A 25,364-nucleotide genomic window follows, 5' to 3' on the forward strand; every position below is an offset into this window, starting at 1 on the left:
GGCCTGCGCGTCATGCGGATATTTATCGGCGTTTCCTATCCTCTGGGCGCACCTCGGGGGAAGGAATCAGTCCATGTACACCATCGTCGTGGTACCCGGGCCCGGTATGGATCCCCGCGGAAAGGTCCATCTGGCACCGGGGGAGAGTCTCCGTTTCGGCCGGGCCGCGCCGTCCTCGGACGCGGGCGCCGGTCCGTCCCCCGTCCTGGCCATTCCGCATGACGGCGTCTCGCGCGCGGCGGGCGAGATCCACGCGTCCGGCACCTTCTGGTCGCTCAGCAATCTGAGCCGTACGGCCACCTACGCGGTCGAGAACCCGGAGGGTGCCGGGGAGCACATCAAGGTGGGGCCCGGTCGGCTGGCCGCCCCGGTGGCGTTCGAGTTCTCCCGGGTGGTCCTGCCCGCCGGGAGCGAACTGCTGAGCTTCGACGTGTGGGCGCCCCGGCACGACTACGCCGAACCGGCGGACGGCTCCGGCCCCGGCGGACCGCCGGACGGCCGGGCCGGGGAGCCGACCGCGACGGCCTTCCCGCTGGACCGCTCCAAGCGGTACTTCACCGTGCTGACCGCGCTGTGCGAGCCCCGGCTGCGCGGCGAACCGTACGCCCCGCTGCCGACCGTGGAGCAGGTCGTCGAGCGGCTGCGGCCGGGGTGGCCGGCGGCCACCCGGGCGGCCGTGCAGTGGAACATCGACTATCTGGCGGTGAAGCTGCGGCTGAAACCGGGGCCGGACACCTGTGAGCCGGGCCCGCGTCTCAACGGCAAGAAGGAGACGCTCGTCGCCCTCGCGCTCCGCTTCGACCTGGTGCGCGAGGACGATCTCTCCGCCCTGGCGCTTCCGGCGACGGGCCCGGAGCGGTGACCGGGCGGCGGCCCGGGGAGCCGTACAGCGTGGCGTCCGTCCCGGCCGGCTACCGGATCGGGCCGTGGATCGTCGAAACCCCGCTGGGCGCGGGGGCGTTCGGCCATGTGTACGCGGCCAGGCACCGGGATCCGGCGTCCCGGCCGGCCCGTGCCGCGCTGAAGTTCCTGCCGACCGGCACGCACACCCCGCGCCAGCTGCGCCATCTGCGGGAGCTGGCCGAGCGCGAGGTGGCCCTGCTGAGCCGGCTGCGCTCGCCCCGGCTGATCCGGATGCACGACGCGCTGACGGTCGACGCGGCCGACCACCCGGAGCTGGACGGCGCGACCGTCCTCGTCCTCGAGGAGGCGCGGGGCTCCCTGGACACCCTGCTGGCGAAGGAGCCCGCGCCCGCCGGAGGGCCCGCGCTGCTCGCGCAGATCTGCGAGGGGCTGGAGCAGCTGCACGGCGCGGGCTGGGTGCACGGGGACCTCAAACCGGGCAATGTGCTGCTGATGGCGGACGGCACGGCCCGGCTCGGCGACTTCAACATGGCCGCCGAGCTGGAAGGGACGCACGCCTACTCCCCCGCCTTCGCCACGGCCGACTACACCCCGCCCGAGCTGCTCTGGTCGGAGATCGGTGAGCGCGGCATGCGGATCCGGCCGACGGCGGACGTCTGGGCCTTCGGGGTGCTGGCCCATCTGGTGCTGACCGGCTCCTTCCCGCTGCCCGGCGGGACCCCGGCCGCCCGCCGCGACGCGGTGGCGCGCTACGCGCGGGGCGCCGAGGAGCTGCGCCTGTCGCCCGCGCTGCGCGGGCCCTGGCGGGAGATCGTGCGCGACTGCCTCAGCCGTACGCACGAGGAACGGGCCCCGCACGACGCGGCGTCCCTGCTGCGGCGGGCCTCGGACGCGGCGGCGGGCCGGGTGGCGCGCCCCGGCCGGAGGCGCCGCCCGCTGCTCGCGGCGGCCGCCGGGGTGCTGGCCCTGGCGGCCGGTCTGGGGACGTGGATCCTGCCGGACGAGGCGCCGTCCCTGCGGCAGCGCACCGGCGCGGGGCCCGCCGCGGAGCCGCGTCCCGGGGCGGCGCGCACCGCCACCGGTTACGAGCGCTGCGCCCCGGAGTCCGTCTGCTTCTTCGCCGAGGCGCAGGGGCGGGGCGCGATGTGCTCCTGGATCGGCGACGACCCCGACTGGTCGGACGGCGAGAACGACTGCTCCTGGGCGTCCGGGCAGCCACCGCGCTCGATCTTCAACAACGGGGTGCCCGATCCCAAGGGCTTCGTCGACGTCGCGTACTTCGCGGAGGCGGGCCTGAACCGGCGGCTCGGCTGCGTACGGCGCGGCGAACGGCACGACCTCGCCCCGTCCTCGCCCGTCCGCTCCCACACCTGGGCGAAGAGCTGCTCCCTCTGAGAACGTGCCGTCCCCCGAACGGACCTCCCCGCCTCCGTACGGAAATGACCGGCATGCCGCGGGAGTTACGGGGAAGTCTCACGTTCCAGACGATTCGGCGGGGCCGCCCTCGCGCGCGCCCGCCCGGCCCGTCGCGCTCCCCCGCGCCCGCGCACGGCACCCGGGGGCCCGGCGCCCGCGGACACCGCCGGCCGTCGTCGTATCCGGAGGGGGACACACATGCGGGACAGCCACCGCGCGGAAGTCGAACGGCTGTTGGCTCGGGCCGTGGAGGAGGAGGTGCGCCGCTCCGGCGGCCGGGCGGACGCGGGGACGCTGATGTCGCGCGGCCGGGGCGCGCTGGACGCGCTGGCGGACGGGGCGGCCGAGGAGTACGCGGTGTACACCGCCGCGCTCGACGCGGCGGCGGCCGGGGAACGGCCCCTGGCGCACCGGCTCAACCGGGCCACGCTGAGCACCCCGCTGCTGGTCACCGGGGTGGCCGCGGTGGCCGCGTTCGGCGCCGACGTGGTGCTCGGCACGGCGGCGGGTCCGGCGCTCGGGGCGGGGGCCGTCGTGGCGGTCGCGGGCGCGGCGACCACCGTGGCGAAGGTGACCGCCTCGCACTGGCCGGCCGCGCACCGCAGGGCCGGTGCGGCCGGACAGCCGGGCGGCACCGAGCAGTTGAGGCTGCAGTGGCTGACGGCGCTGGAGGTGCGGGGCATCCGGCCCTTCCTCGACCAGCAGCGGATGCTGCTCGCCTCCTCCCGTACACCGGCGAAGGCGAAGAAGGCCGCCGCCCGGACGGCCCCGCTGCGCGGGCAGGACCGCAGCGCGGCCGCGCGCACCCGGTCGCTCCTGGAGCAGTCCTTCGGCCATCTGCCGTCGGAGGACGGGGTGTTCGCGGGGCGGCGGGCGGAGCTGGAGCAGATCGGCCGGTGGGTGCGGGAGGGCCGTGCCTCGACGGAGACGAGGCCGACGGTCGTGGTGCTGTACGGGCCGCCGGGCGCCGGGCGCACCACGCTGGCCGTGCGGGCGGCGCACGCGCTGAAGGACCAGTTCCGGGGTGCCTGTGTGGTGGATCTGCGGGGCGGTGCGGACGGGGAGCCGCCGCTGCCGACCCGGGACGCGCTGCTGCATCTGCTGAACCGGCTGGGCGCGCCGCGCGAGCAGTTGCTGTTCCGGGACGGTGCCTCGGGCGAGCAGCAGGTGCGCCGGCTGGGCGAGTTGTACCACCAGCATCTGACGGGCACCCCGGTGGCCGTCGTCCTGGACGACGCGAGCGACGCGGAGCAGGTGCGCACGCTGATCCCGGAGCGTTCGGACAGCCTGGTCCTGGTCACCGCGCGCGAACGGCTGGCCCTGCCGCAGTCCGTGCCCGCCCGGGTGCACCAGCTGGAGGTCGGGGCGCTGGACGCGGCGGGCGCGGAGGAGCTGCTGCGCGCGGTGTCGCGGGAGGACGCGGGGGCGCCGTACGACTACCCGTCCAGTGAGGCGATCGCCGAGCTGTGCGGCGGGCTGCCGCTGGCGCTGCGCGTCGCGGGGTCGGCGCTGGGGCCGCGCACACCGGGCGCGCTGGCCGCCGGTCTCGCCGCGTACGGCCCGGTGGAACCGGTGGAGCGGGCGCTCTGGCTGCGCTACACGGACCAGTCCGAGCAGGGGCGCCGGCTGCTGCGGCGGCTGGCGCTGGCCGGGCGGGCCAGTCTGGGCGCGGCGGCGGCAGCGGCGCTGCTGGCGGCGGACGAGCAGGAGGCGGAGCGGCTGCTGACGGGGCTGGCGGAGGCCGGTCTGCTGGACCGGGTGCGCGGTTCGCGCTACCGGCTGCACGATCTCGTGCGGGGCTTCGCGCTGGCCCGGCTGCACGACGAGGAGGAGGCCGCGGAGCGTACGGCGGCGCAGGAGCGGCTGATCGCGAACTACGCGGAGCTGGCGGGCGCGGTGATCCGGATGGTGGACGGCAAGATGTCCACGCGGGCCGGGCAGTTCGGTTCGTACGGCTTCCCTTCGCTGGACGCGGCGCTGCGCTGGCTGGACGACGAGTCGAGCTTCATCACCTCCGCGCTCCGGCACAGCGAGGGCGTCGACCAGGGCGCGGTGCTGGAGCTGCTGGGCGCGCTGTGCGACTACTGCCTGCTGCGCGGCGATCTGTACCGGCTCGGTGAGATAAGCGAGCTGACCCAGGCGGTGGACCAGGGGCTGCTGGAGCGTTCGGTGCAGTGGCGGACCGGGATCGCGGCCCGTCAGCTCGGCGAGCTGGACAAGGCGCGGACCACGCTGGCGTCGGTCGTCGGGCTGTACCGGGAGGCGCACCACGACGCGGGGACGGCGCTGGCGCTGTGCTCGCTGGGGATCACCCTGCACCACCAGGGCAATCTGGTGGAGGCCTCGGCGCGGCTGCGCGAGGCGATCGGGCTGCAGGCCCCGGACGCGCAGGCGGCGGACCGGGCGTGGTCGCTGCACGCGCTGGGCGCGGTGGAGCGCGACCGGGCGAATCTGGCGGAGGCGCTGGAGCTGCTGGACACGGCGCTGGTGCTGCACCGCGAGGGCGAGTCGCTGCACGGCGAGGCGTGGACCCAGTTCCAGCTGGGGCAGGTGCGGTTGCGGACGGGTGAGGTGGCGCCGGCGGAGACGGCGCTGCGCAGAGCGCTGGATCTGTACGGGCAGACGCGCGACGAGCGCGGTGAGGCGTGGGCGCTGACGCAGCTGGCGCGGGCCCGGCTGGTGGACGGCGAGCCGGCGCCCGCGGTGGAGGGGCTGAACGCGGCGCTGGCCCGGCACCGCGACAATGAGGACGCGCGCGGCGAGGCGTGGACGCTGTACTACCTGGGCCAGGCGCTGGAGGAGAGCGGCGACGGCGACCGGGCCGTGCGCCATCTGGAGCGGGCCCGGACGATGTTCTCGCGGATGCGGGACGTGTACGGGCTGGCGTGCGCGCGGCACCACTCGGGGCGGGTGACCCGCGACCAGCGGGCCGCGCAGACGGGGAACCTGCGCAATTCCGGTTTCGCCCGTCAGCTGCTGGTGGACGCCCGCAACGACTTCCGGCGGATCGGGGTGGCCCACGGGGAGGCGTGGACCTGCCTGGAGCTGGCGCTGATCGACGCGGGCAACGAGCGGGCGCCGCAGGCGCTGGAGCTGTGCGGGGAGGCGGTGGAGCTGTTCACGTCGTACGGGGACGCGCGGGGTGCGGACTGGGCGCGGTTCCTGCGCTGCACGCTGCTGCCGTACGCCTCGCCGGGCGGGACCGAGGTGGGGTCCGTGGTGGCGCAGCAGGAGCTGGCGGAGCTGGCCGCGGCCGGTCATCCGACCCGGGACGCGAAGCTGGCGGACTGCGCGGAGACCTTCCGGGTGGTGCTGAACCGGGGCGTGGACCTGGAGGACGGCTGGCAGGCGTGGCGGCTGGGGCTGACGCCGGCCCGCCATGCCCGCGAGGTGATGGGGGTGGCGGTCCCGGGCTCCCGGTAGCCGCCCGGAAGACCGCGCGGTCCTGCGGTCCCCGGTCCGGAACGGCCTTGTGCACAGAAAATGAATGCGCTTACATGAAGGGAGGAATGTCCGACCCGCCGCGCCCCGACGCGGTGGGACACATGAGGGAACCCGGATGCGGCGCACGTACGAAGACCAGGTCGAGGCCCTTCTGGGCCGGATGACGACCGCCGAGAAGTTCGGCCAGCTCCAGCAGCTGACCTGGACCGGCGACACCGGACCGGGCGGCGGCCAGACCGCGCTCACGGAGGCCGCGGCGCGGGCCGGGCTGCTCGGCTCGGTGCTGAACATCCACGGCGCGGAGCACACCAACGCGCTCCAGCGGATGGCGGTCGAGGAGTCCCGGCTCGGCATTCCGCTGCTGTTCGGCCTGGACGTCATCCACGGCTTCTGGACCACCTTCCCGATCCCCCTGGCCCAGGCGGCGAGCTTCGACCCGGCGGTCGCCGAGTCCGACGCCGAGGTCTCGGCGCGGGAGACCCGGAGCAACGGGGTCCACTGGACCTTCTCGCCGATGATGGACGTCACCCACGAGCCCCGCTGGGGCCGCATCGCCGAGAGCAGCGGCGAGGACCCGTATCTGAACGCCGTGCTGGCGGTCGCCCGGGTCCGCGGCTACCAGGGCCCGGCCGACGGTTCCGGGCTGGCCTCGAAGGACCGGGTCGCCGCCTGCGCCAAGCACTTCGTCGCGTACGGAGGGGCCGAGGGCGGCCGCGACTACAACACCGTCGACGTCTCCGAGCAGCGGCTGCGCAACCTCTACCTGCCGCCGTTCAAGGCCGCGCTGGACGCGGGCGTCGCCACCGTCATGGCCGCCTTCAACACGGTCAGCGGCGTCCCCGCGCACGCCAACGCCCACACGATGAACCGGATCCTCAAGGAGGAGTGGGGCTTCGACGGCTTCGTGGTCAGCGACTACACGGGCGTCGAGGAGCTGATCGCGCACGGCTTCGCCGAGGACGGCCCGGACGCGGCGCGGCTCGCGCTCAACGCCGGGCTCGACATGGAGATGGTCTCCACCCGCCTCGCCGACCACGGCGAGGAGCTGCTGGCCGCCGGGCGCGTCGAGATGAGCCGGCTGGACGACGCGGTGGCCCGGATCCTGCGGCTGAAGTTCGCGCTGGGCCTCTTCGAGAGGCCGTACGCCGACGAGTCCGCGGCCGTCACCGGCCCGGCCGACGAGGCGCGCGCCGCGGCCCGTACGGCCGGTGCCCGCTCCATGGTGCTGCTGCGCAACACCGACGAGGTGCTGCCGCTGTCCCCGGACGCCTCCCGGATCGCCGTCGTCGGCCCGCTGGCGGACTCCGCCGATCTGCACGGCACCTGGGCGGGACCCGGCGGCACCCGCTTCCCCTCGGTCACCGTCCTGGACGCGGTGCGCGAGGCCGCCGCCGGGACGGTCGTCGCCCCGGCCGGTCCGGGCGTCGCGGAGGCGGTCGCCGCCGTGGAGTCGGCCGAGGTCGCCGTGGTCGTCGTCGGCGAGGAGCCCGCGCTGAGCGGCGAGGCCGCGGTGCGCAGCGCCATCGGGCTGCCGGACGGGCAGGAGGAGCTGATCGCGGCCGTCGCCGCGACGGGCAAGCCGTTCGCGGTGGTCCTGCTGAACGGCCGGCCGCTGACGATCGGCGGCTGGCTGGAGTCGGCGCCCGCCGTGCTGGAGGCCTGGCACCCGGGGATCGAGGCCGGTCACGCGGTGGCCGACGTGCTCTTCGGCACGGTCGCCCCGGGCGGAAAGCTCCCGGTGTCCTTCCCGCGCGACGTGGGCCAGATCCCCGTCTACTACAACCGCGAGTCCACCGGCCGCCCCTACCGCCCGGCCGTCCCGGACGAGAAGTACGTCTCCAAGTACCTCGACCTGGAGGACGGTCCGCTGTTCCCGTTCGGGTTCGGGCTGGGCTACACGACCTTCGCCACGGACGGGCCCCGGCTGGACCGCGAGGAGGTCACGGTGGCGGAGCTGGAGCGCGGTGCGGCCGTCGAGGTCTCGGTGGACGTCGAGAACACCGGCGCGCGGACCGGCGACGAGGTGGTCCAGGTCTACGTCCACGACGTGGCGGCGAGCATCGCGCAGCCGGTGCGGCGGCTGCGCGGCTTCGCCCGGGTGACACTGGAGCCGGGGGCGCGCACCACGGTGACGTTCCGGCTGGGCGCGGAGGACCTGGGCTTCTGGACGAACGACCCGGCGGGCACGTTCACCGTCGAGCCGGGCCGGATCGACGTCTACGCGGGCACCAGCTCCGCGGCGAGCGCGTACCGCACGCTGACCGTGCGCTGAGCGCGCGGCACGACGCACTGAGGGGCGGTACCGGCGGGTCCGGTACCGCCCACGGGCGCGCCGTCACACCGGCCGGGCCGGCGGCTACGAGCGCTTCGCGGAGCCCGCGGACTCCGCGGTCCCCTTCGCGCCGGAGGACGCCGCCGGCTCCTCGGGCGTCTCCTCGAAGTCGACCTTGCCCATGTGCCGGTTCATGGACTTCATCAGCGCCCACACGCCCACCGCGAGCGCGGCGAAGACGAGGAAGCCGAGGACCCCGGGGGTCACCTTGTTCTTGTCCAGTTCCTCGGCGAGCGGGACAAGGTGCGGCAGTGCCTGAGTCGCGTACATATCAGGCATTGTCGCGGATGCCCGCGAAGAGGTCGCTCTCGGGGAGGGAGGTATCGACGAGGGACTTCGCCAGCTCGTACTCCTCGGTCGGCCAGACCTCCCGCTGGATGTCCAGCGGAACGCGGAACCAGCCGCCGTCCGGGTCGATCTGCGTGGCGTGCGCGATCAGGGCCTTGTCGCGGATCTCGAAGAAGTCGCCGCAGGGCACGTGCGTGGTCAGGGTGCGCTCGGCGCGGCCGAACTCCTTCCAGCGCTCCAGCCACTCCCCGTACGGCGACTCCAGGCCCCGGGCGAGCAGCGCCTCGTGCAGCGCGACCGTGCGCGGCCGGTTGAAGCCCTGGTTGTAGTAGAGCTTCTGCGGGGCCCAGGCCGGGCCGAACTCGGCCTCGGGGAACTTCTCGGTGTCGGCGGCGCCCTCGAAGGCGATCATCGAGATGGTGTGGGTCATGATGTGGTCGGGGTGCGGGTAGCCCCCGTTCTCGTCGTACGTCGTGATGACCTGCGGCCGGAAGGCGCGGATCCGCGCGACGAGGCGCCCGGCCGCGACGGTCTCGTCCTCCAGCGCGAAGCAGCCCTCGGGCAGCGGCGGCAGCGGGTCGCCCTCGGGCAGCCCGGAGTCGACGAAGCCCAGCCACTCCTGCTTGACGCCCAGGATCTCCCGGGCCTCGTCCATCTCCTTGCGGCGCACCTCGTGGATGTTCTCCTCGATGTACGCGTCGCCCTGGAGTTTCGGGTTGAGGATGGAGCCGCGCTCGCCTCCCGTGCAGGTCACGACCAGCACGTCCACCCCCTCGGACACATACTTGGCCATGGTGGCCGCGCCCTTGCTCGACTCGTCGTCGGGGTGGGCGTGCACGGCCATCAGTCGAAGCTGCTCAGTCAAGACTCGATCCTCAGTGATTGGTCGCCATCAGTGGTGCCGTCCCGCAGGGACGCCGATCCCGGGGCGGCGGTCGGGTGACGGGTGGGCAACTTCTATAGTGACCGAACCGGGGGGTGGAAAATTCCTCGGTCCCCGGTACGGGAGGAACGATCATGACGGCGGTGCGCGAGGCGCTTCCCGAGAACCGCTACGGCCGCTCCGCGGACCGTCGCGCCGACCGGAAGCTGAAGATCATCGGCGCGGTGCTCGGTGCCCTCCTGCTCGGCGTGGTCGGCTGGATCGGTTACGGATACGTCAGCGGCCAGGCCCTGAGCGCCGAGATGATCAAGTTCAAGGTGGTCTCGGACGAGAAGGTCGAGGTCCATCTGGAGGTCCGCAAGGAGCGGGACGCCCAGGGTTACTGCACGCTCCGCTCGCAGCGCGAGGACGGTACGGAGGTCGCCCGCAAGGGTTTCCGCTTCGATGACGCGAGTACCCGGATCGACCGGATCCTGACGCTGCGGACCACGTCCCGGGCGACGAGTGTGGAATTGCTGGGGTGCACGGACGACGGCGGTGCGTCGCGTTGACCGCCGCACCCCCCTGCTGACCCGCAGTTACGCCCGCTGAGCTGCGGTTTCCCAGTCTCAGCCGTTTACCTTCTCCCCCTTTTCCCGCCGAATTGTTAGGCTCGTGGTTTCGCCCACCCGTGAACGCGATGTTTGCGGGTCAGGGCGTTGCTTTGTATTTCCCAAGTACCGACGAGGAGCACCCTGTGACCCAGACCAGCGAAAACGTCACCTGGCTCACGCAGGAGGCGTACAACCAGCTCAAGGCCGAGCTGGAGTACCTGTCTGGTCCCGCGCGCACGGAGATCGCCGTCAAGATCGCGGCGGCCCGTGAGGAGGGCGACCTGCGAGAGAACGGCGGGTACCACGCGGCCAAGGAGGAGCAGGGCAAGATGGAGCTCCGGGTGCGCCAGCTGACCCAGCTCCTGGAGCACGCGAAGGTCGGCGAGGCGCCGGCCGACGACGGCGTGGTCGAGCCCGGCATGGTCGTCACGATCGCCTTCGACGGCGACGAGGACGACACCGTGACCTTCCTCCTGGCCTCGCGCGAGTACGCGAGCGCGGACATCGAGACCTACTCGCCGCAGTCGCCGCTCGGCATGGGCGTGAACGGCAAGCGCACCGGCGACAACGCCGAGTACGAACTGCCCAACGGCCGGACCGCCACGGTGAAGATCCTGTCGGCGAAGCCGTACTCCGGCTGATCCGCGACCCTCGTACGCGAGAGCCCCGGCCGCCTCCCAGGCGGCCGGGGCTCTTCCGTGGGCCCGTGCTCAGACGGCCACCGAGCGGTACTTCCGCACGGCCAGGGTCCGGAAGACCACGATGATCACGGCGGACCAGATCAGCGAGGCCCAGACGGGGTGCTGCATCGGCCAGGCGTCCGAGGTGGAGACCCCGGGGTTGCCGAAGAGGACCCGGCAGGCCTGGACGGTGGCGCTGAAGGGGTTCCAGTCGGCGATCGGCTGGAGCCAGCCGGCCATCTGGCTGGAGTCCACGAAGGCGTTGGAGATGAACGTCACGGGGAAGAGCCAGATCAGCCCGCCGGAGGTGGCCGCCTCCGGGGTGCGGACGGAGAGGCCGATCAGCGCGCCGATCCAGGAGAAGGCGTAGCCGAGGAGGAGCAGCAGTCCGAAGGCGCCGAGCGCCTTGGGGACGCCCTCGTGGATCCGCCAGCCGACGATCAGGGCGACGATCGTGAGGACCAGCACGGTGAACATGGTCTGGACGAGGTCGGCCAGGGTGCGGCCGGTGAGGACGGCGCCGCGTGCCATGGGCAGGGAGCGGAAGCGGTCGACGAGCCCCTTGTGCATGTCGTCGGCGATGCCGGCCCCGGCGCCCGCGGTGGCGAAGGTGACGGTCTGGGCGAAGATCCCGGCCATGAGGAAGTTGCGGTAGACGGTGGGGTCCGTGGAGCCGCCGATGTTCATCGAGCCGCCGAAGACGTAGCTGAAGAGCACCACGAACATGATCGGCTGGATGAGTCCGAAGAGGACCACTTCGGGGATCCGGGTCATCCGGATCAGATTGCGGCGGGCGATGACCAGCGAGTCGCGGACGGACTGGCCGACGCCTCCGCCGCCCCGGGGGACGGCGGCGGGGGTCCGGGTCACAGCGGTCATTGCGCGGCCTCCGTCCTGGCGGCGGACGGGGTGTCCGCGTCCCCGTCGTCCTCGTCGGACGCCCCGGTCTCCGCGGCGTGGCCGGTGAGGGAGATGAACACGTCGTCGAGGGTGGGGCGGCGCAGCCCGATGTCGTCGATCCCGACGCCCCGGGCGTCGAGGTCGCGGATGACCTCGGCGAGGAGTTTGGCGCCGCCGTCGACCGGGACGGTGAGCTTGCGCATGTGGGGGACGACGGCGACGGCGCCCTTGCCGAGGTGGGTCAGGACCTCGCGGGCGGGGTCGATCTGCTCGCGCCGCTGGACGACGACCTCGACGCGTTCGCCTCCGGTGCGGGCCTTGAGCTCGTCGGAGGTACCCCGGGCGATGACGAGCCCGTGGTCGATGACGCAGATGTCGTGGGCGAGGCGGTCGGCCTCCTCCAGGTACTGGGTGGTCAGCAGCAGGGTCGTGCCGCCGGCGACCAGCTCCTCGATGACGTCCCAGAGCTGCTGGCGGTTGCGCGGGTCGAGTCCGGTGGTGGGTTCGTCCATGAACATGACCGGCGGGGAGACGACGAGCGCCGCCGCCAGGTCGAGGCGGCGGCGCATGCCTCCGGAGTACGTCTTGGCCGTGCGGTCGGCCGCGTCGGAGAGGTTGAACCGCTCCAGCAGCTCCACGGCCCGCGCCTTCGCGTCGCGTGCGGACATCTGGTAGAGCTGGCCGACCATCTGGAGGTTCTCGCGGCCGGTGAGGTATTCGTCGACGGCGGCGAACTGGCCGGAGAGCCCGATGGAGCGCCGCACCTCGTTGGGTTTCTTCAGGACGTCGATGCCCGCGACGAAGGCGCTGCCGCTGTCGGGCCTGAGCAGCGTCGTGAGGACGCGTACGGCGGTCGTCTTGCCGGCTCCGTTGGGGCCGAGGAGTCCGAGGACGGTGCCTTCCGGCACGTCGAGGTCGACGCCGCCGAGGGCTCGCACGTCTCCGAAGGTCTTCACCAGACCTTCGGCGTAGATGGCGCCTGGCATATGGGGTTCCCCCAGTGCGTTCGGGTGACTTCCTCACAGATCCTAGATTTGCCCGGGTTTCCGCGCCCGGTGAACACGCGAGACGCACATGCGTACGTCCGCGGCCGGAGGCTCCGGACACCCGGACGGTATCGCGATACATCGCGACTCACAAGAGAGGTGCGCCGGGAACCTCCGGGACGCCCCTCCCCCGGGCCGCCACCCGGCACCCGGCCCTCAGGACATCACCCGGTACCCCGCCCCGCGCAGCGCCTCGGCGACCTCCTCGCAGTGCTCGGGTCCCTTGGTCTCCAGGTGCAGCTCCACCTCCGCCTCGGTGAGCCCGAGGCGCGGGTCGGTCCGCACATGGCTGACGTCCAGGACGTTGGCGTCGGCCACCGTGAGCACGCCGAGCATGGTGGCCAGCGCGCCGGGGCGGTCCGTCAGCCGCAGCCGCAGGCTCAGATAGCGGCCGGCCGCCGACATGCCGTGGGTGAGGATGCGCTGCATCAGCAGCGGGTCCACATTGCCGCCGGACAGCACCGCGACGACCGGTCCCCGGAACGCCCCGGGGTCACCGAGCAGCGCCGCCACCGGGCTCGCCCCGGCCGGCTCCACCACCATCTTGGCCCGCTCCAGACAGAGCAGCAGGGCGCTGGACAGCTCGTCCTCGGTGACCGTGACGACCTCGTCGACCAGCTCCTGGACGATGCGGAACGGCACGTCTCCGGGGCGGCCCACCTTGATGCCGTCCGCCATCGTCTGGAGCGAGCGGACCGACACCGGATGCCCGGCCGCCAGCGACGGCGGATAGCCGGCCGCCCCCGCCGCCTGCACCCCGACGATCCTCACCTCGGGCCGGACCGCCTTGACCGCGACGGCGATCCCGGCCGCGAGCCCGCCGCCGCCCATGCCGACGAGGATCGTCCGCACCTCGGGGCACTGGTCCAGGATCTCCAGCCCCACGGTCCCCTGCCCCGCGATGACGTCGGGGTGGTCGAAGGGGTGGATGAAGACCGCTCCGGTCTCGTGGGCGTACTCCTGCGCGGCGGCCAGCGTCTCGTCGACGACATGGCCGTGCAGCCGCACCCGCGCCCCGTACTCCCGGGTCGCGGCGACCTTCGGCAGCGGCGCCCCGACCGGCATGAAGACCGTCGAGCGCACCCCGAGGAGCGAGGAGGCGAGCGCGACGCCCTGCGCGTGGTTCCCGGCGCTCGCGGCGACGACGCCGGCGGCCTTCTCGACCGGGGTCAGCCCCGAGATGCGCACGTACGCACCGCGCAGCTTGAACGAACCGGTCCGCTGGAGGTTCTCGCACTTGAAGCGGACGGGCGCGCCCACCAGCTCGGACAGATGGCGGCTGCCCTCCAGCGGCGTGACCCGGGAGACCCCGGAGAGCATCTTCTGCGCCCCCCTGACGTCGTCGAGGATCACCGAGGGAAAGCGGCCGGGCGGAAGGTAGTTCATACCGCAAGTCTTCCAGTCCCCCGGCGCCGTCGCCGCCGCCCGCCGGGCCGTACTGCGTCGATGTCCACAGGTTTGTGCAGCACTGGCACGCGTTGCCCCGGGGCCGCGTACTCTGTCCCCCACCCATCCGACACCGCACGAAGAGAGCCCCCGGCCATGCCCCCTCAGGACATGACGACTGCCGCGTCTCCTTCCGGGGGCGCAGCCCCGGAGAACCCGGGTCACGACCACCTGCTCGACGTTCTGCAGCACCAGGTGGCGGTCTTCGCCCGGCGTGCCGAGCAGACCCGCCTCGGCGGTGTCGGCCAGGTGCGCAATTCCATGGACCGGGCCGCGTATCTGCTGCTCAACCGGCTGGACCGGGAAGGCCCGATGGGCGTCAAGGCTCTGGCCGCCGGGATGGGGATCGACTCGTCGACGGTGACCCGCCAGGTCGCGCCGCTGGTGGACACCGGCCTGGTCAAGCGCACCTCGCACCCCGAGGACGGGCGCGCGGTCGTGCTCCAGCTGTCGCCGCGCGGCCAGGCCCGGCTGGAGGAGGTGCGGGACTCGCGGCGCGCGCTGATGTCCCAGGTGACGGAGGAGTGGACGGAGGACGAGCGGGACACCTTCTGCACGCTCCTCACCCGGTTCAACGCGGCGCTCGCCGCCCGGCAGGCCGCCCACCAGCCCCCGACGGGCTGAGCAACCGCCTTCCGCCTCCCGGGGGTTGACCCCGGGGCCGCGGGGCGTTGCGATGGACCCGTGCGAGAGCGCCAGGCGGGCCGCGAGCGGCGCCGCGCCCAGGAGTTCGATGCCTTCGTGGCGGGCGCGGCGGGCCGGCTGCTGCACACCGCCACCCTGCTCACCGCCGAGCCGGCGGACCCGGCCGACGCGCACCCCCGGGCACTGCGGCTGCTGACGGACGCGCTGGCCCGGACGTACGCGGAATGGGACCGGCTGCACGGCGAGGATCCGTACAACCGCACCCGTCAGGATCTGGCCACCCGTTTCGCCCGGGAGGCCTGGCGCCACCACCGGCCGCGCGGGGGGCTGCTGGACCGGCTGACCCCGCAGGAGCGGCTGGTGCTGGTCCTGCGCCTGTACGAGGGCGTGCCCGAGGAGCAGACCGCCGCCCTGCTCGGGGTGCCGGCGGACCGGGTCCGCGCGGTCTGCAACCGCTCGGTGGCCACCATGCGCGGCACCCGGACACCGACCGAACGGCGGCGCCGCCTGGGGCAGTTGGGGGCGGCCCGATGAGCGGGACCGGGCGCCGGGAGGACGAGGTCCGGCGGATGCTGGACACCCCGCATCCGCAGGTGCCGGCCGATCTGGCGGCGCGGGCGGCGCAGCGGGGCTCCGGGCGGCTGCGCAGACGGCGGGTGCTGCGCCGGCTGTGGCTGCTGACGGCGACCGCGATCGTGGTGGCGTTCACGGTCTGGGCGGTGACGGTCCAGCCGTGGCACGCGCCGCCGGCCGAGACGACTCCTCCACTGGAATGGTGACATCCACCCGTTTCGGGCCGGATTATCCGATCTATCCTGGAGAGGAGCGGCACCACCGGCCGAGGAGGCTGTGATGACGAGGAAGATCGCTGACTGCCGCAAGTATCCGAGCGTGTCGAACTGCTCGCTGGCGATTTCCGGCGAGGAGGACGAGGTCGTACGGGCCGCGACCGAGCACGCGGTCTCGGTGCACGAACACACCGACAGCCCCGAACTGCGCGAGCAGATCAGGGCGTCGCTGGAGGACGAGAAGGTTCCGGCCTGAGCCGTGGCGGGGGCGGGACGGGCCGTGCGGCCGGTCCCGCCCCCGCCCGCTGCGCGGACGGGCTCGGCCGGGGGCCCGGGTGACCCGCCCGGCGGACGGGAACGGTCAGACGGACCCGAGGGCCTGGGTGAGGTCGGCCAGCAGGTCGTCGGCGTTCTCGATGCCGACGGAGAGGCGGACCAGGTCGGCGGGGACCTCCAGCGGGGAGCCGGCGGCGGAGGCGTGGGTCATCCGGCCGGGGTGCTCCAGCAGCGACTCGACACCGCCCAGCGACTCACCGAGCGTGAAGAGCTTCGCCCGGTCGCAGACCGCGACCGCCGCCTCCTCGCCGCCCTCGACGCGGAAGGACACCATGCCGCCGAAGGCCTTCATCTGCTTGGCGGCGGTCTCGTGGCCCTTGTGCTCGGGGAGCCCGGGGTAGAGGACCTGGGTTACCCCGGGGTGGCGGGTAAGCAGCTCGGCCACCTTGGCGGCGTTCTCGCAGTGCCGGTCCATGCGGACGGCGAGCGTCTTGATGCCGCGCAGCACCAGCCAGGCGTCGAACGGCCCGGCGACGGCACCCATGGCGTTCTGGTGGTACGCCAACTCCTCGGCCAGGTCCGGGTCGTTGACGATCAGCGCACCGCCGACGACGTCGGAGTGACCGCCCATGTACTTGGTGGTGGAGTGCACGACCACGTCGGCGCCGAGCGCGAGCGGCTGCTGGAGGTAGGGGCTCGCGAAGGTGTTGTCGACGACGAGGCGGGCCCCGGCGGAGCGGGCGACGGCGGCGACGGCCGCGATGTCGGTGATGCCCAGCAGCGGGTTGGAGGGGGTCTCCACCCAGACGGCCTTGGTGCGCGGGGTGATCGCGGCCCGTACGGCGGCCACGTCGGAGGTGTCGGCGACCGAGAACTCCACGCCCCAGCGCGAGGCGACCTTCGCGAACAGCCGGAACGTGCCGCCGTAGGCGTCGTTCGGGATGACCACGTGGTCGCCGGGGGTCAGCAGCGTACGGAGCAGGCAGTCCTCGGCGGCGAGGCCGGAGGCGAAGGCGAGTCCGCGGCGGCCGCCCTCCAGGGCCGCGAGGTTCTCCTCCAGGGCGGTCCGGGTCGGGTTGGCGCTGCGGCTGTACTCGTAGCCGCCGCGCAGCCCGCCCACGCCGTCCTGCTTGTACGTGGACACCTGGTAGATGGGCGGGACCACGGCGCCGGTGAGGGGATCGGCGGTGTTGCCCGCATGGATCGCGAGGGTCTCGAAGCTGTGCTGGTCGCTCATGGGGCCGAGCGTAGTTCGTCGGGAGGGCCCTCACAGGCCACCCGGCCGTCCGGTGACAATGGGGGCATGGAGATTCTGTGGTTCCTGCTCGCGCTGTGCATGCTCGCGGCGGTGATCGGTCCCTTCGTGCTGCGTCGCCGGGGCGGTATCCGCCAGGTGGCTCCGGGGTCGCCGGACGCCGCCGATCCGGACACCTACGGCTTCGTGCGCCAGGAGGAGCTGGACATCCGGATGCCGGGCCCGGACCAGGATCTCCTCGACGTCCTGGACGTGGTCCAGCACACGCAGTCCTGGAAGGCGGCCTCCCAGCTGCTCGCCGGGACGCCGAAGGAGGGCGAGGTCCGCTGGCAGCGGGTGCAGGCCTTCGCCGGGGCCGCCTCGCTGGAGCTGATGCGGCAGCCGGGCGTCGGCGGGGCGTGGCTGCGCGCGTGGCGGTCCGAGGCCCCGAAGGACGCGGGCGCGGCGGCGGTGCACGCGGAGTTCCTGGTGCAGCAGGCGTGGCGGTCCTCGACGGCGGGCACGGACGACTTCCGGATCATCCTGGAGGAGGCCCGTACGGTCGCCGCCGAGGCGGCCCTGCTGGCCCCGGGCGATCCGGTGCCGTATCTGGCCGAGCTGGCCGTGGCCCGTGGACTGGGCTACTCCCACGAGGAGTTCGACCGGCTCTGGGCGAAGATCATCGATCGCGCCCCGGCCCATATGGGCGCCCACATCGCGGCCCTGCACTTCTGGTGCGAGAAGTGGCACGGCTCCCGCGAGGAGGCCGACGCCTTCGCCACCGCGGCGGCCGCCCGCGCCCCCCAGGGCTCCCTGCTGGCCGCCCTGCCCCTCTTCGCGGTGTACGAGCACCTGCCGGAGGTCAACTTCGTGCGCGGCTTCTACCAGAGCCAGGTGGTCACCCGCGCCGTGGAGGGCGCGATGTACGCCGTCCACTCCGCCCGCCCCGACGACCCCATGCTCGCCCACGTCCGCCACCTCCTCGTCCTCTTCCTGGTCCGCATGGAGCGCTGGGCGGAGGCGATGGCCCAGCTGGTCCGCATCGACGGCCACGTGGGCGCCCTGCCGTGGACGGAGAGCTCCGACCCGGCGGCCGAGTACACGGTGTACCGGGCCCTGGCGGTCGCGGGCTACGAGGCGAACGGCGGAAGCCCGGCGACGCTGCCGAGGTAGTGGCGCCGCCGGGGGGTGTGCGACGGTGGGGCCACGCACCACCCCCTCGGCACCAAGGAAAGGTCCGGTACCCCCGTGGCACGCCTGATACCCCTGCTCCTGATCGGCCTCGGCCTCTACTTCTGGTTCAAGGCCCGCAAGCGGGCGTCGGCCTATGTCGCGTCCATGGAGTCGGACGAGGCCGGTCCGGGCCGCTGACCCCTCCCCGGGCAGGAATCCGGGGCGGTCCCGGTGCGTTGTACGGACAGCACGCCGACCCAGGAGGAGCCCCCGTATGTTCCTGCACCGCCGCACCCCGCAGCTCCCCACCCCGGAGGAGGCCCTGCGCGGCCGCCCGACCCCCGAGTTCACCGTCCCGTCCCGGCACACCGTGCTGGGCAACCCGCTGGTGGGCCCCTACCCGGAGGGCCTGGAGGTCGCCGACTTCGCCCTGGGCTGTTTCTGGGGCGCCGAGCGCAAGTTCTGGCAGACCGACGGCGTCTGGACGACCCTCGTCGGCTACCAGGGCGGCTACACCGAGAACCCCGCGTACGAAGAGGTCTGCTCCGGCCTGACCGGCCACACCGAGGCCGTCCGCGTCGTCTTCGACCCGTCCGTCGTCTCGTACGCCGAGCTGCTGAAGCTCTTCTGGGAGTCCCACGACCCCACCCAGGGCTTCCGCCAGGGCAACGACGTCGGCACCCAGTACCGCTCCGCCGTCTACACCCACTCCCCCGCCCAGGCCGAAGCCGCCGCGTCCTCCCGCGACGCCTACCAGCGCGTCCTGACCGCCTCCGGCCACGGCGACATCACCACCGAGATCCTCCCCGCCGACGGCCGCACCTTCTGGCCCGCCGAACCGGCCCACCAGCAGTACCTCGACAAGAACCCGGCGGGCTACTGCGGCATCGGCGGCACGGGCGTGAGCTGCCCGATCGGGGTGGCGCCGGCGGAGGGCTGAGCCGCTGAACCCGGGACCCCTTGAATGCCCGTCAGAAATCCTGTCGCCGCGACCTGTTGATCGCACCGCCGGCCCAAGGCCATGATCACCGGGCAGTCGAACGCCCGCACCGCACGGTGACGGGGCATCCACGGGGAGAGGATCCGCATGCGCAGGCTCGTCTACTACGTCGCCACCACGCTCGACGGTTTCATCGCGGGACCGGACGGGGCGGACCCGACGGGGCCGGGCGGGTTCTGGCCCGTGCCGGAGGACTACATCGGGCACCTGGTCGCCGAGTACCCGGAGACGCTGCCGGGGCCGGCGCGGGAGGCGTTGTCGGTGACGGCGGAGGGGACGCGGTTCGACACGGTGCTGGAGGGGCGGAAGAGCTACGGGATCGGGCTGGCGGCCGGGGTCACGGACGCGTATCCGCATCTGCGGCATCTGGTGTTCTCGCGGACGCTGAAGGAGAGCCCGGACCCGGGGGTGGAGCTGGTCGCGGACGATCCGGTGGAGACGGTGCGGGAGCTGAAGCGGCAGGAGGGCAAGGACATCTGGCTGCTGGGCGGGGCCGGGCTGGCGGAGTCGTTGTACGGGGAGATCGACGCGCTGGTGCTGAAGGTCGGTCCGCTGACCATCGGGAGCGGGATTCCGCTGTTCTCCCGCGAGGCCGCCTTCGACCCGCGCACATGGGAGCTCGTGGACCATACGGCGCTGAAGAGCGGGGCGCTGTTCCTCACGTACACGCGGGCGGGCGTCTGATGCCCCCGGAGACGCCGGTCGTCCCGTCGGTGGCGGGGCGGCCCTGGTGGGCGGCCAACGAGGGACTGGCGTTCGTCCTGGAGGTGGTGGCCCTGGGGTGTCTGTTCTGGTGGGGGTACGAGCGCGGCGACGGCGGTGCGGCCGGGGTGGCGCTGGGGGTCGTGGTGACCGGGGCGGCCGTCGCGCTGTGGGGGCTGTTCGCGGCGCCCCGGGCCCGGTTCCGGCCGCCGCTCGCCGGGGTGCTCGCCGTGAAGGCCGTGGTGCTCGGCGGGGGCGCGCTCGCGCTGTACGGGGTCGGGCATCCGGTCGCGGCGACCGTGACGGGCGTGGTGGTCGTGGTGAACACGGCGCTCGCGGAGACGTTCCGGCGGCGGCCCGCCGCCGGATAGCCGCCTCGGAAAGGCCGACGGGCCCGGGACACCCTCGCAAGGGGTCCCGGGCCCGTCGGTGCGTCCGTACGGCTGCGAAGACGGCCGCAGGGGTCAGATCAGACCCTGCGCGAGCATCGCCTCGGCGACCAGCTCGAAGCCGGCGATGTTCGCGCCGACGACGTAGTTGCCGGGGGTGCCGTAGCGCTCCGCCGTCGTGTAGCAGGAGTCGTGGATGTGGCGCATGATCTCCGCCAGCCGCTCCTCGGTGTGGGCGAAGGTCCAGGAGTCGCGCGAGGCGTTCTGCTGCATCTCCAGGGCGCTGGTGGCGACCCCGCCCGCGTTGGCGGCCTTGCCGGGGGCGAAGGCGACGCCCGCGTCCTGGAGGACCCGGACGGCCTCGGGGGTGGTGGGCATGTTGGCGCCCTCGGCGACGGCCTTCACACCGCCCCGGACGAGGGCCACGGCGTCGGCCTCGTGCAGTTCGTTCTGCGTGGCGCAGGGCAGGGCGACGTCGACGGGGACGTTCCAGACACCCGTGCCCTCGACGTACTTCACGTGCGAGCCGCGCCGCTCGGCGTACTCGGAGATCCGGCCGCGGCCCTGCTCCTTGATCTCCTTGAGGAGGTCGAGGTCGATGCCCTTGTCGTCGACGACGTAGCCGCCGGAGTCGGACGCGGTGACCACGGTCGCGCCGAGCTGCTGGGCCTTCTCGATCGCGTAGATCGCGACGTTGCCGGAACCGGAGACGGAGATGCGCTGGCCGTCCAGGGACTCGCCCCGGCTGCGCAGCATCTCGGCGGTGAACATGACGCAGCCGTAACCGGTCGCCTCGGTGCGCACCAGCGCGCCGCCCCAGCCGAGGCCCTTGCCGGTGAGGACACCGGACTCGTACCGGTTGGTGATGCGCTTGTACTGGCCGAAGAGATAGCCGATCTCGCGGCCGCCGACGCCGATGTCACCGGCGGGCACGTCGGTGTACTCGCCGAGGTGGCGGTGCAGCTCGGTCATGAAGGACTGGCAGAACCGCATGATCTCGGCGTCCGAGCGGCCCTTCGGGTCGAAGTCCGCGCCGCCCTTGCCGCCGCCGATGGGCATGCCGGTGAGGGCGTTCTTGAAGATCTGCTCGAAGCCGAGGAACTTCACGATGCCGAGGTTGACCGAGGGGTGGAAGCGCAGTCCGCCCTTGTACGGGCCGAGGGAGCTGTTGAACTCGACCCGGAAGCCGCGGTTCACGTGGATGTCGCCCGAGTCGTCCGACCACGGCACCCGGAAGATGAGCTGGCGCTCCGGCTCGCATATGCGCTCGATGATCCGGGCGTCCACGAACTCCGGGCGCTGCGCGAGCACCGGGCCGAGGGTCTCCAGGACCTCCCGTACGGCCTGGTGGAACTCCTTCTCGCCCTGGTTGCGGCGGAGGACTTCGGCGTACAGCGGCTCGATGATCCGGTTCTCGGCAGCGTGGGGGATTGCGGAGTCAGGGCTGACCGTCATCTGATCAAGACCTTCCATGGGTCGGCTCGAACGCGAGGGCGCCCCCGTCCCGGGGGGCGCGCCAGGTCCCCCTCCCCATTGAGGGCGTCGCCGGGACTTCGCGCATTACCGCGCTCACGCATGCGGCGTACAGGACCGTTGTGGCATACCGATTGTCCCAGTGGCCCGGCGGAAAGGCCCGCGCCATCCACATGGTGATCCCGCCCCGAGGGGCTCGGTACCTGGCCAACGGCCTTGTGCGAGGCCGGTTCCGGGCAGCAATGGCCGGGTTGCGGCGACGGCCGGGATCCGTCCGAAGTGGTGAACCTCACAACGCGCCCGAGGCCGCTGTGAGGTCGGACAGTCCGCCCGTCACTCCTCGTGGGCCCCTCGTGTCATCCAGAGCCCCACCCCCGCCAGGAGGAACACGACTCCGGAGACGGCGCTCAGCACGGTGGAGAGGGCGTCCTGCTCCACGAGGAAGTTGAACGCGACATTGGCGGCGACCGCCCCGACGAGCACGGTCCACAGCAGCGATTTCACGGTTCCTCCAGGAGGGGTACGGGCGGGCCGCGATCCGCCGACCGGACCGGGCCTCGCCTCTTCCTCCATGCTTCCGGCGCGCGCGCCGCGCCACGAGGTGCCGGGCCCCCGGACCGGGGGTGGAGCCCGCTACACCCCCGGGGTGCCCGCCGTCCCGTGCGGCCGAGCGGCCGAGCGCCCCCGCGTCCGTGCGCGACGCTCCGGGCGGACCGCGGGACGCGGCGCGGGGGGATCGGACATGATTCGCGCATGACACCGTTACGGGGGCACCGCAGAAGCCCCGGTTCCGGCCCGGCCCCCCGCGCGGCCGGGTACGGGACGGCCGTACGCCCCGGGCCCCGCACACCGCCCCGGGCCGGCGAGATGCGCCGCTTCCTCGCGGTCGGCCTCGACTGCTATCTGTGCGTGGTCCCGGCGGGACTGCTGGCCAGGCCGTACGTGGACGGCGTCCCGGCCGCCGAGGCGGCGGCGCTGCTGGCCGGGCCGGTGCTCGCGCTGTCCTTCCTGAACCAGGTGCTGCTCACCGCCTGCTTCGGCGGCGGCGCCGGGAAGCTGATCATGGACATCCGGGTGGTGAGCCTGCCGGAGGTCCGGCGCCCCGGCCCCGGCCGGCTGGCGCTGCGCTGGCTGTACGGGCTGTGCTGGCTGCCCCTGCGGCCCTGGTACGGGCTGCGGGCCGCCCGTACCGGCGGCGGGGGCCCGTACGCCGCCGCCGGCGCTCCGCACGGCGGCCAGGGACTCGCGGAGCATCTCGCCCCGGACGACCCGCTGGGGCTGCGCCAGGTCCGCCGGGGCGATCTCGCGGCGTTCCGCCGGGCGGCGGCCCTCACCGGCCGGGCCCGGACGGGCTGAGTCCCCCTCCGCCCCGGCGGACGGGGCGGAGGGAGCGGAGGATGCGCCGGGGGGAGGAGGGACGTGCCCCGGCCCCGCTCAGGCCGCCGCGTTCTCCGTGATGGTGACCTTGCCCTTGCGAATGGTGGCCAGCCGCGGTGCGCGGCGGGCGATCGCGCTGTCGTGGGTGACCATGACGAAGGTGAGCCCGTGCTCCTTCCACAGGGTCTCCAGCACCTCCATGATCTCGTCGCGCATGGACTCGTCGAGGTTGCCGGTGGGCTCGTCGGCGAGCAGCACCTTGGGCCGCTTGACCAGGGCCCGCGCGATGGCGACGCGCTGCTGCTGGCCGCCGGACATCTCGCTGGGCAGATGGCCGAGCCGTTCGCCGAGGCCGACGGAGTCGAGCGCCTCGGCGGCCCGGGTGCGCCGCTCGGACGCCTTGACGCCGAGCGGGACGAGGGCGGTCTCGACGTTCTCCTGGGCGGTGAGCGTCGGGATGAGGTTGAAGCTCTGGAAGACGAATCCGATGTTCTCGGCGCGCACCTTGGTGAGCCTGGCCTCGCTGAGTCCGGCGAGGTCCACCCCGTCGAGCTCGACCGTGCCGGCGGTGGGCCGGTCCAGGCCGCCGAGCATCTGGAGCAGGGTGGACTTGCCGCCGCCGGTGGGTCCCTGGATGACGAGGCGGCCGCCGTCCTCGATGGTGAGGTCGACGCCGGCGAGCGCGTGGACGGTGGACTTTCCCCGGGTGTACTGCTTGGTGACGCCTTGAAGGGTGTACATGGGCCAACTCCTGCTGGACGGTGGGCGCGTGTCGCGCGACGGGTGACGGGTGCGGGGGCTCGGGCTACTCGACCCGGCGCAGCGCGTCGGCGGGACGGAGCCGGGAGGCGCGCCAGCCGCCGAAGGCACCCGCGATCAGTCCGCCCGCGACGGCCAGGCCGACGGCGGTCAGGATGACCGAGAGGGAGACCGGTGCGGTCAGCGCGATGTCCAGGGCCTTGGACGCGCTCTGCCGGCCGGGGCCGCCCATCCCGCCGCCCATCGGGCCGCCGCGCATCCCGCCGCCGGAGGCGCCGAGTTCGGCGGTGAGGGTGGGGCTGACGGCGGTGACGGCGTACGCGCCGGCCAGACCGACCGCGATGCCGAGGACACCGCCGATGAGGCCGTTGACGAGGGCTTCGCCGATGACCTGGCGGGTGACCCGGCCGCTCTTCCAGCCGAGCGCCTTGAGCGTGCCGAACTCGCGGACGCGGCGGCTGACGGCGGAGGAGGTGAGGAGCCCCGCGACGAGGAAGGCGGCGGCGAGGACGGCGATGGAGAGCCACTTGCCGACGCTGGAGGCGAGGTCGGAGGCGGTGGACAGGGAGCCGGAGACGGTGTCGGCGAGGTCGGCCGAGGTGGTGACCGTGGTGCCGGAGATGTTCTTCTGGATGGCCGACTTGACGCTGTCGATCTTCTGCGAGTCCGTGGCCTTCACATAGACCGTGGTGACCTTGTCCTTCGCGTCGGCGAGGGTCTGCGCCTGCTGGAGCGGGACGTAGAGGTTGGCCGCCGCGTCACCGCTGTCGGCGGTGGAGACGCCGATGACGGAGAACTTCGTGCCGTGGATCGTCACGGTCTTGCCGACCGCGAGGGACTTCTCCTTGGCGTACGCGGAGTCGACGACGGCGACCTTCGCGTCGGTCTCGGTGGTCTTGAAGGTGCGTCCGGCGGTGATCTTCGACGAGGTGAGCGGGCCGAGGTCCTGCCGGGTGACGTCGGTGCCGTACACGGTGTAGGAGTTGACGTCGAAGGAGGCGCCGCCGCCCTGGACCTCGCCCTGCGGCTGGCCGGAGCCGCCGCCGAACCCGCCGCGGCCGCCGCCCTGGGACGTACCGCCCTCCTGCTGCTTGAACTCGCCGCGCTTGAACTGGCCGTCGACCTTCATGACCGTCAGGCTCAGCCCGCCGACGGCGTCGGCGACGCCGGTCTGCTTGCCCACCTGGTCGACGGTGGAGGCGGCCAGCGACTGGAAGCCCTGGACCATGACCCGGTCCGTGCTCTGCGTCGTGTCGTCGTCGCCGTCCTTGGCGTCGAACTGGAACCGGGGCCGGTCCGTGCCGCCGGAGCCGGGCGCCGCCGCGGCCTTGGTGACGGTCATGTCCGTACCGAGGCCGTACAGGGATTCCAGGACCTTGTCCTGGGCCTTGCTCATGCCCGAGGAGACCGAGCTCACGATGATGACCAGCGCGATGCCGAGGGCGAGCCCGGAGGCGACGACGAGCGCCGCCTTTCTGCGGCGGCGCAGTTCGCGCCGGAGGTAGGTGAAGAACATGGGCGCGAGGCTAGGGAGCGCGCGTGATGGTGGGTTAAGGCCGCGATGAGAGCCGGATGAGAACGCGTACGCCGAAGGCGGCGGCACCGCGGTCCTCGAGGGACCGGGCGCCGCCGCCTCCGGCGTACGGGGTGGGGTTC

The 25,364-nt window shown here is 73.1% G+C and carries 26 protein-coding genes; 16 read left to right on the forward strand and 10 right to left on the reverse strand.

The annotated features are described in order from the left end of the window. The first annotated feature begins 73 nt into the window (after positions 1 to 73). The 4 genes from ACZ4FH_RS17215 to ACZ4FH_RS17230 all read left to right on the forward strand — a co-directional run bounded on the left by ACZ4FH_RS17215 (position 74) and on the right by ACZ4FH_RS17230 (position 7,996). Entirely contained in the window at positions 74 to 862 is a 789-nt protein-coding gene (locus ACZ4FH_RS17215) for an FHA domain-containing protein (RefSeq protein WP_467305485.1), read from the forward strand. Further along, positions 859 to 2,259: a protein kinase domain-containing protein gene (locus ACZ4FH_RS17220; protein WP_467305486.1), complete on the forward strand. Its 1,401-nt coding sequence runs from the start codon at positions 859 to 861 to the stop codon at positions 2,257 to 2,259. The genes ACZ4FH_RS17215 and ACZ4FH_RS17220 overlap by 4 nt, the downstream gene beginning before the upstream one ends. A 219-nt stretch (positions 2,260 to 2,478) precedes the next feature. Further along, on the forward strand, positions 2,479 to 5,703 hold the full coding sequence (locus ACZ4FH_RS17225) for a tetratricopeptide repeat protein (protein ID WP_467305488.1): 3,225 nt from the start codon (positions 2,479 to 2,481) through the stop codon (positions 5,701 to 5,703). Positions 5,704 to 5,839: 136 nt separating this feature from the next. Then, the gene (locus ACZ4FH_RS17230) at positions 5,840 to 7,996 is read left to right on the forward strand and encodes a glycoside hydrolase family 3 N-terminal domain-containing protein (protein WP_467305489.1); all 2,157 of its coding nucleotides are present in this window, start codon (positions 5,840 to 5,842) and stop codon (positions 7,994 to 7,996) included. 84 nt (positions 7,997 to 8,080) lie between these two features. On the opposite strand, the gene ACZ4FH_RS17235 is transcribed toward ACZ4FH_RS17230, so the two are convergent. Together ACZ4FH_RS17235 and mca are read right to left on the reverse strand one after the other, a co-directional pair. Continuing rightward, a complete protein-coding gene (locus ACZ4FH_RS17235; RefSeq protein ID WP_467305490.1) occupies positions 8,081 to 8,326 on the reverse strand; it encodes a hypothetical protein in 246 nt (81 codons plus the stop codon). Position 8,327: 1 nt separating this feature from the next. After that, positions 8,328 to 9,209: a mycothiol conjugate amidase Mca gene (gene mca / locus ACZ4FH_RS17240; protein ID WP_383650242.1), complete on the reverse strand. Its 882-nt coding sequence runs from the start codon at positions 9,207 to 9,209 to the stop codon at positions 8,328 to 8,330. 152 nt (positions 9,210 to 9,361) lie between these two features. Between mca and ACZ4FH_RS17245 the strand changes: the two genes are divergently transcribed. Together ACZ4FH_RS17245 and greA are read left to right on the forward strand one after the other, a co-directional pair. Beyond that, entirely contained in the window at positions 9,362 to 9,778 is a 417-nt protein-coding gene (locus ACZ4FH_RS17245) for a DUF4307 domain-containing protein (protein ID WP_467305491.1), read from the forward strand. 185 nt (positions 9,779 to 9,963) lie between these two features. Further along, positions 9,964 to 10,461, forward strand: a complete 498-nt coding sequence (greA, locus tag ACZ4FH_RS17250; RefSeq protein ID WP_383650238.1) for a transcription elongation factor GreA — start codon at positions 9,964 to 9,966, stop codon at positions 10,459 to 10,461. Positions 10,462 to 10,530: 69 nt separating this feature from the next. Here greA and ACZ4FH_RS17255 read toward each other — a convergent pair whose 3' ends face one another. The 3 genes from ACZ4FH_RS17255 to ilvA all read right to left on the reverse strand — a co-directional run bounded on the left by ACZ4FH_RS17255 (position 10,531) and on the right by ilvA (position 13,832). Next, a complete protein-coding gene (locus tag ACZ4FH_RS17255) occupies positions 10,531 to 11,379 on the reverse strand; it encodes an ABC transporter permease (protein WP_383650236.1) in 849 nt (282 codons plus the stop codon). Next, a complete protein-coding gene (locus ACZ4FH_RS17260; protein ID WP_467305493.1) occupies positions 11,376 to 12,386 on the reverse strand; it encodes an ATP-binding cassette domain-containing protein in 1,011 nt (336 codons plus the stop codon). Before ACZ4FH_RS17260 ends, ACZ4FH_RS17255 begins: the two co-directional genes overlap by 4 nt. A gap of 216 nt (positions 12,387 to 12,602) precedes the next feature. Then, positions 12,603 to 13,832 carry a threonine ammonia-lyase gene (gene ilvA, locus ACZ4FH_RS17265; RefSeq protein ID WP_467305494.1) on the reverse strand — a complete coding sequence of 410 codons (1,230 nt, stop codon included), beginning with the start codon at positions 13,830 to 13,832 and terminating at the stop codon, positions 12,603 to 12,605. 156 nt (positions 13,833 to 13,988) lie between these two features. On the opposite strand from ilvA, the gene ACZ4FH_RS17270 reads away from it, so the two are divergent. From ACZ4FH_RS17270 to ACZ4FH_RS17285, 4 genes are all read left to right on the forward strand, one after another. After that, the gene (locus ACZ4FH_RS17270; protein WP_467305496.1) at positions 13,989 to 14,516 is read left to right on the forward strand and encodes a MarR family winged helix-turn-helix transcriptional regulator; all 528 of its coding nucleotides are present in this window, start codon (positions 13,989 to 13,991) and stop codon (positions 14,514 to 14,516) included. 60 nt (positions 14,517 to 14,576) lie between these two features. Next, positions 14,577 to 15,071 carry a sigma factor-like helix-turn-helix DNA-binding protein gene (locus ACZ4FH_RS17275; RefSeq protein WP_467305497.1) on the forward strand — a complete coding sequence of 165 codons (495 nt, stop codon included), beginning with the start codon at positions 14,577 to 14,579 and terminating at the stop codon, positions 15,069 to 15,071. After that, on the forward strand, positions 15,068 to 15,316 hold the full coding sequence (locus tag ACZ4FH_RS17280) for a hypothetical protein (protein WP_467305499.1): 249 nt from the start codon (positions 15,068 to 15,070) through the stop codon (positions 15,314 to 15,316). Before ACZ4FH_RS17275 ends, ACZ4FH_RS17280 begins: the two co-directional genes overlap by 4 nt. A 73-nt stretch (positions 15,317 to 15,389) precedes the next feature. Next, positions 15,390 to 15,581 carry a DUF1059 domain-containing protein gene (locus ACZ4FH_RS17285; RefSeq protein WP_383650224.1) on the forward strand — a complete coding sequence of 64 codons (192 nt, stop codon included), beginning with the start codon at positions 15,390 to 15,392 and terminating at the stop codon, positions 15,579 to 15,581. A gap of 105 nt (positions 15,582 to 15,686) precedes the next feature. Here the strand turns inward: ACZ4FH_RS17285 and ACZ4FH_RS17290 are convergent, their stop codons facing one another. Further along, complete coding sequence (locus ACZ4FH_RS17290) at positions 15,687 to 16,838, reverse strand: cystathionine gamma-synthase (protein ID WP_467305502.1); 1,152 nt, start codon at positions 16,836 to 16,838, stop codon at positions 15,687 to 15,689. A 66-nt stretch (positions 16,839 to 16,904) separates the two neighbouring features. On the opposite strand from ACZ4FH_RS17290, the gene ACZ4FH_RS17295 reads away from it, so the two are divergent. The 5 genes from ACZ4FH_RS17295 (at position 16,905) to ACZ4FH_RS17315 (ending at position 20,081) form a co-directional block, all read left to right on the forward strand. After that, a complete protein-coding gene (locus tag ACZ4FH_RS17295) occupies positions 16,905 to 18,008 on the forward strand; it encodes a hypothetical protein (protein ID WP_467305503.1) in 1,104 nt (367 codons plus the stop codon). Positions 18,009 to 18,083: 75 nt separating this feature from the next. Further along, on the forward strand, positions 18,084 to 18,206 hold the full coding sequence (locus ACZ4FH_RS17300) for a hypothetical protein (protein WP_467305504.1): 123 nt from the start codon (positions 18,084 to 18,086) through the stop codon (positions 18,204 to 18,206). 76 nt (positions 18,207 to 18,282) lie between these two features. Further along, a complete protein-coding gene (msrA, locus tag ACZ4FH_RS17305; protein WP_467305506.1) occupies positions 18,283 to 18,948 on the forward strand; it encodes a peptide-methionine (S)-S-oxide reductase MsrA in 666 nt (221 codons plus the stop codon). 147 nt (positions 18,949 to 19,095) lie between these two features. Next, a complete protein-coding gene (locus ACZ4FH_RS17310) occupies positions 19,096 to 19,692 on the forward strand; it encodes a dihydrofolate reductase family protein (protein ID WP_467305508.1) in 597 nt (198 codons plus the stop codon). Further along, positions 19,692 to 20,081: a YrdB family protein gene (locus ACZ4FH_RS17315; RefSeq protein ID WP_467305510.1), complete on the forward strand. Its 390-nt coding sequence runs from the start codon at positions 19,692 to 19,694 to the stop codon at positions 20,079 to 20,081. Before ACZ4FH_RS17310 ends, ACZ4FH_RS17315 begins: the two co-directional genes overlap by 1 nt. A 93-nt stretch (positions 20,082 to 20,174) precedes the next feature. Here ACZ4FH_RS17315 and gdhA read toward each other — a convergent pair whose 3' ends face one another. Further along, positions 20,175 to 21,554, reverse strand: a complete 1,380-nt coding sequence (gdhA, locus tag ACZ4FH_RS17320) for an NADP-specific glutamate dehydrogenase (protein ID WP_383650210.1) — start codon at positions 21,552 to 21,554, stop codon at positions 20,175 to 20,177. A gap of 351 nt (positions 21,555 to 21,905) precedes the next feature. Further along, positions 21,906 to 22,076 (reverse strand): hypothetical protein, encoded by a 171-nt coding sequence (locus ACZ4FH_RS17325; RefSeq protein ID WP_467305512.1) that lies wholly within the window; start codon positions 22,074 to 22,076, stop codon positions 21,906 to 21,908. Positions 22,077 to 22,439: 363 nt separating this feature from the next. Here ACZ4FH_RS17325 and ACZ4FH_RS17330 point away from each other — a divergent pair, with 363 nt between their 5' ends. Beyond that, positions 22,440 to 22,928 (forward strand): RDD family protein, encoded by a 489-nt coding sequence (locus ACZ4FH_RS17330; RefSeq protein ID WP_467305794.1) that lies wholly within the window; start codon positions 22,440 to 22,442, stop codon positions 22,926 to 22,928. A gap of 78 nt (positions 22,929 to 23,006) precedes the next feature. On the opposite strand, the gene ACZ4FH_RS17335 is transcribed toward ACZ4FH_RS17330, so the two are convergent. Then, positions 23,007 to 23,690 carry an ABC transporter ATP-binding protein gene (locus tag ACZ4FH_RS17335; RefSeq protein ID WP_467305513.1) on the reverse strand — a complete coding sequence of 228 codons (684 nt, stop codon included), beginning with the start codon at positions 23,688 to 23,690 and terminating at the stop codon, positions 23,007 to 23,009. Between the two features lie 64 nt (positions 23,691 to 23,754). Continuing rightward, complete coding sequence (locus tag ACZ4FH_RS17340) at positions 23,755 to 25,224, reverse strand: ABC transporter permease (RefSeq protein ID WP_467305515.1); 1,470 nt, start codon at positions 25,222 to 25,224, stop codon at positions 23,755 to 23,757. Positions 25,225 to 25,364: the final 140 nt, after the last annotated feature.

The sequence above is a fragment of the Streptomyces sp. NPDC024555 genome (assembly GCF_055559335.1).

Excerpts from the sequence above, each read along its gene's own strand:
- ACZ4FH_RS17215 (WP_467305485.1), top strand. The coding sequence starts at position 74 with ATGTACACCATCGTCGTGGTACCCGGGCCCGGTATGGATCCCCGCGGA.
- ACZ4FH_RS17225 (WP_467305488.1), top strand. The coding sequence starts at position 2,479 with ATGCGGGACAGCCACCGCGCGGAAGTCGAACGGCTGTTGGCTCGGGCC.
- ACZ4FH_RS17230 (WP_467305489.1), top strand. The coding sequence starts at position 5,840 with ATGCGGCGCACGTACGAAGACCAGGTCGAGGCCCTTCTGGGCCGGATG.
- ACZ4FH_RS17235 (WP_467305490.1), bottom strand. The coding sequence starts at position 8,326 with ATGTACGCGACTCAGGCACTGCCGCACCTTGTCCCGCTCGCCGAGGAA.
- ACZ4FH_RS17245 (WP_467305491.1), top strand. The coding sequence starts at position 9,362 with ATGACGGCGGTGCGCGAGGCGCTTCCCGAGAACCGCTACGGCCGCTCC.
- ACZ4FH_RS17255 (WP_383650236.1), bottom strand. The coding sequence starts at position 11,379 with ATGACCGCTGTGACCCGGACCCCCGCCGCCGTCCCCCGGGGCGGCGGA.
- ACZ4FH_RS17260 (WP_467305493.1), bottom strand. The coding sequence starts at position 12,386 with ATGCCAGGCGCCATCTACGCCGAAGGTCTGGTGAAGACCTTCGGAGAC.
- ilvA (WP_467305494.1), bottom strand. The coding sequence starts at position 13,832 with ATGAACTACCTTCCGCCCGGCCGCTTTCCCTCGGTGATCCTCGACGAC.
- ACZ4FH_RS17270 (WP_467305496.1), top strand. The coding sequence starts at position 13,989 with ATGCCCCCTCAGGACATGACGACTGCCGCGTCTCCTTCCGGGGGCGCA.
- ACZ4FH_RS17280 (WP_467305499.1), top strand. The coding sequence starts at position 15,068 with ATGAGCGGGACCGGGCGCCGGGAGGACGAGGTCCGGCGGATGCTGGAC.
- ACZ4FH_RS17285 (WP_383650224.1), top strand. The coding sequence starts at position 15,390 with ATGACGAGGAAGATCGCTGACTGCCGCAAGTATCCGAGCGTGTCGAAC.
- ACZ4FH_RS17290 (WP_467305502.1), bottom strand. The coding sequence starts at position 16,838 with ATGAGCGACCAGCACAGCTTCGAGACCCTCGCGATCCATGCGGGCAAC.
- ACZ4FH_RS17295 (WP_467305503.1), top strand. The coding sequence starts at position 16,905 with ATGGAGATTCTGTGGTTCCTGCTCGCGCTGTGCATGCTCGCGGCGGTG.
- msrA (WP_467305506.1), top strand. The coding sequence starts at position 18,283 with ATGTTCCTGCACCGCCGCACCCCGCAGCTCCCCACCCCGGAGGAGGCC.
- ACZ4FH_RS17310 (WP_467305508.1), top strand. The coding sequence starts at position 19,096 with ATGCGCAGGCTCGTCTACTACGTCGCCACCACGCTCGACGGTTTCATC.
- ACZ4FH_RS17315 (WP_467305510.1), top strand. The coding sequence starts at position 19,692 with ATGCCCCCGGAGACGCCGGTCGTCCCGTCGGTGGCGGGGCGGCCCTGG.
- gdhA (WP_383650210.1), bottom strand. The coding sequence starts at position 21,554 with ATGACGGTCAGCCCTGACTCCGCAATCCCCCACGCTGCCGAGAACCGG.
- ACZ4FH_RS17330 (WP_467305794.1), top strand. The coding sequence starts at position 22,440 with ATGCGCCGCTTCCTCGCGGTCGGCCTCGACTGCTATCTGTGCGTGGTC.
- ACZ4FH_RS17335 (WP_467305513.1), bottom strand. The coding sequence starts at position 23,690 with ATGTACACCCTTCAAGGCGTCACCAAGCAGTACACCCGGGGAAAGTCC.
- ACZ4FH_RS17340 (WP_467305515.1), bottom strand. The coding sequence starts at position 25,224 with ATGTTCTTCACCTACCTCCGGCGCGAACTGCGCCGCCGCAGAAAGGCG.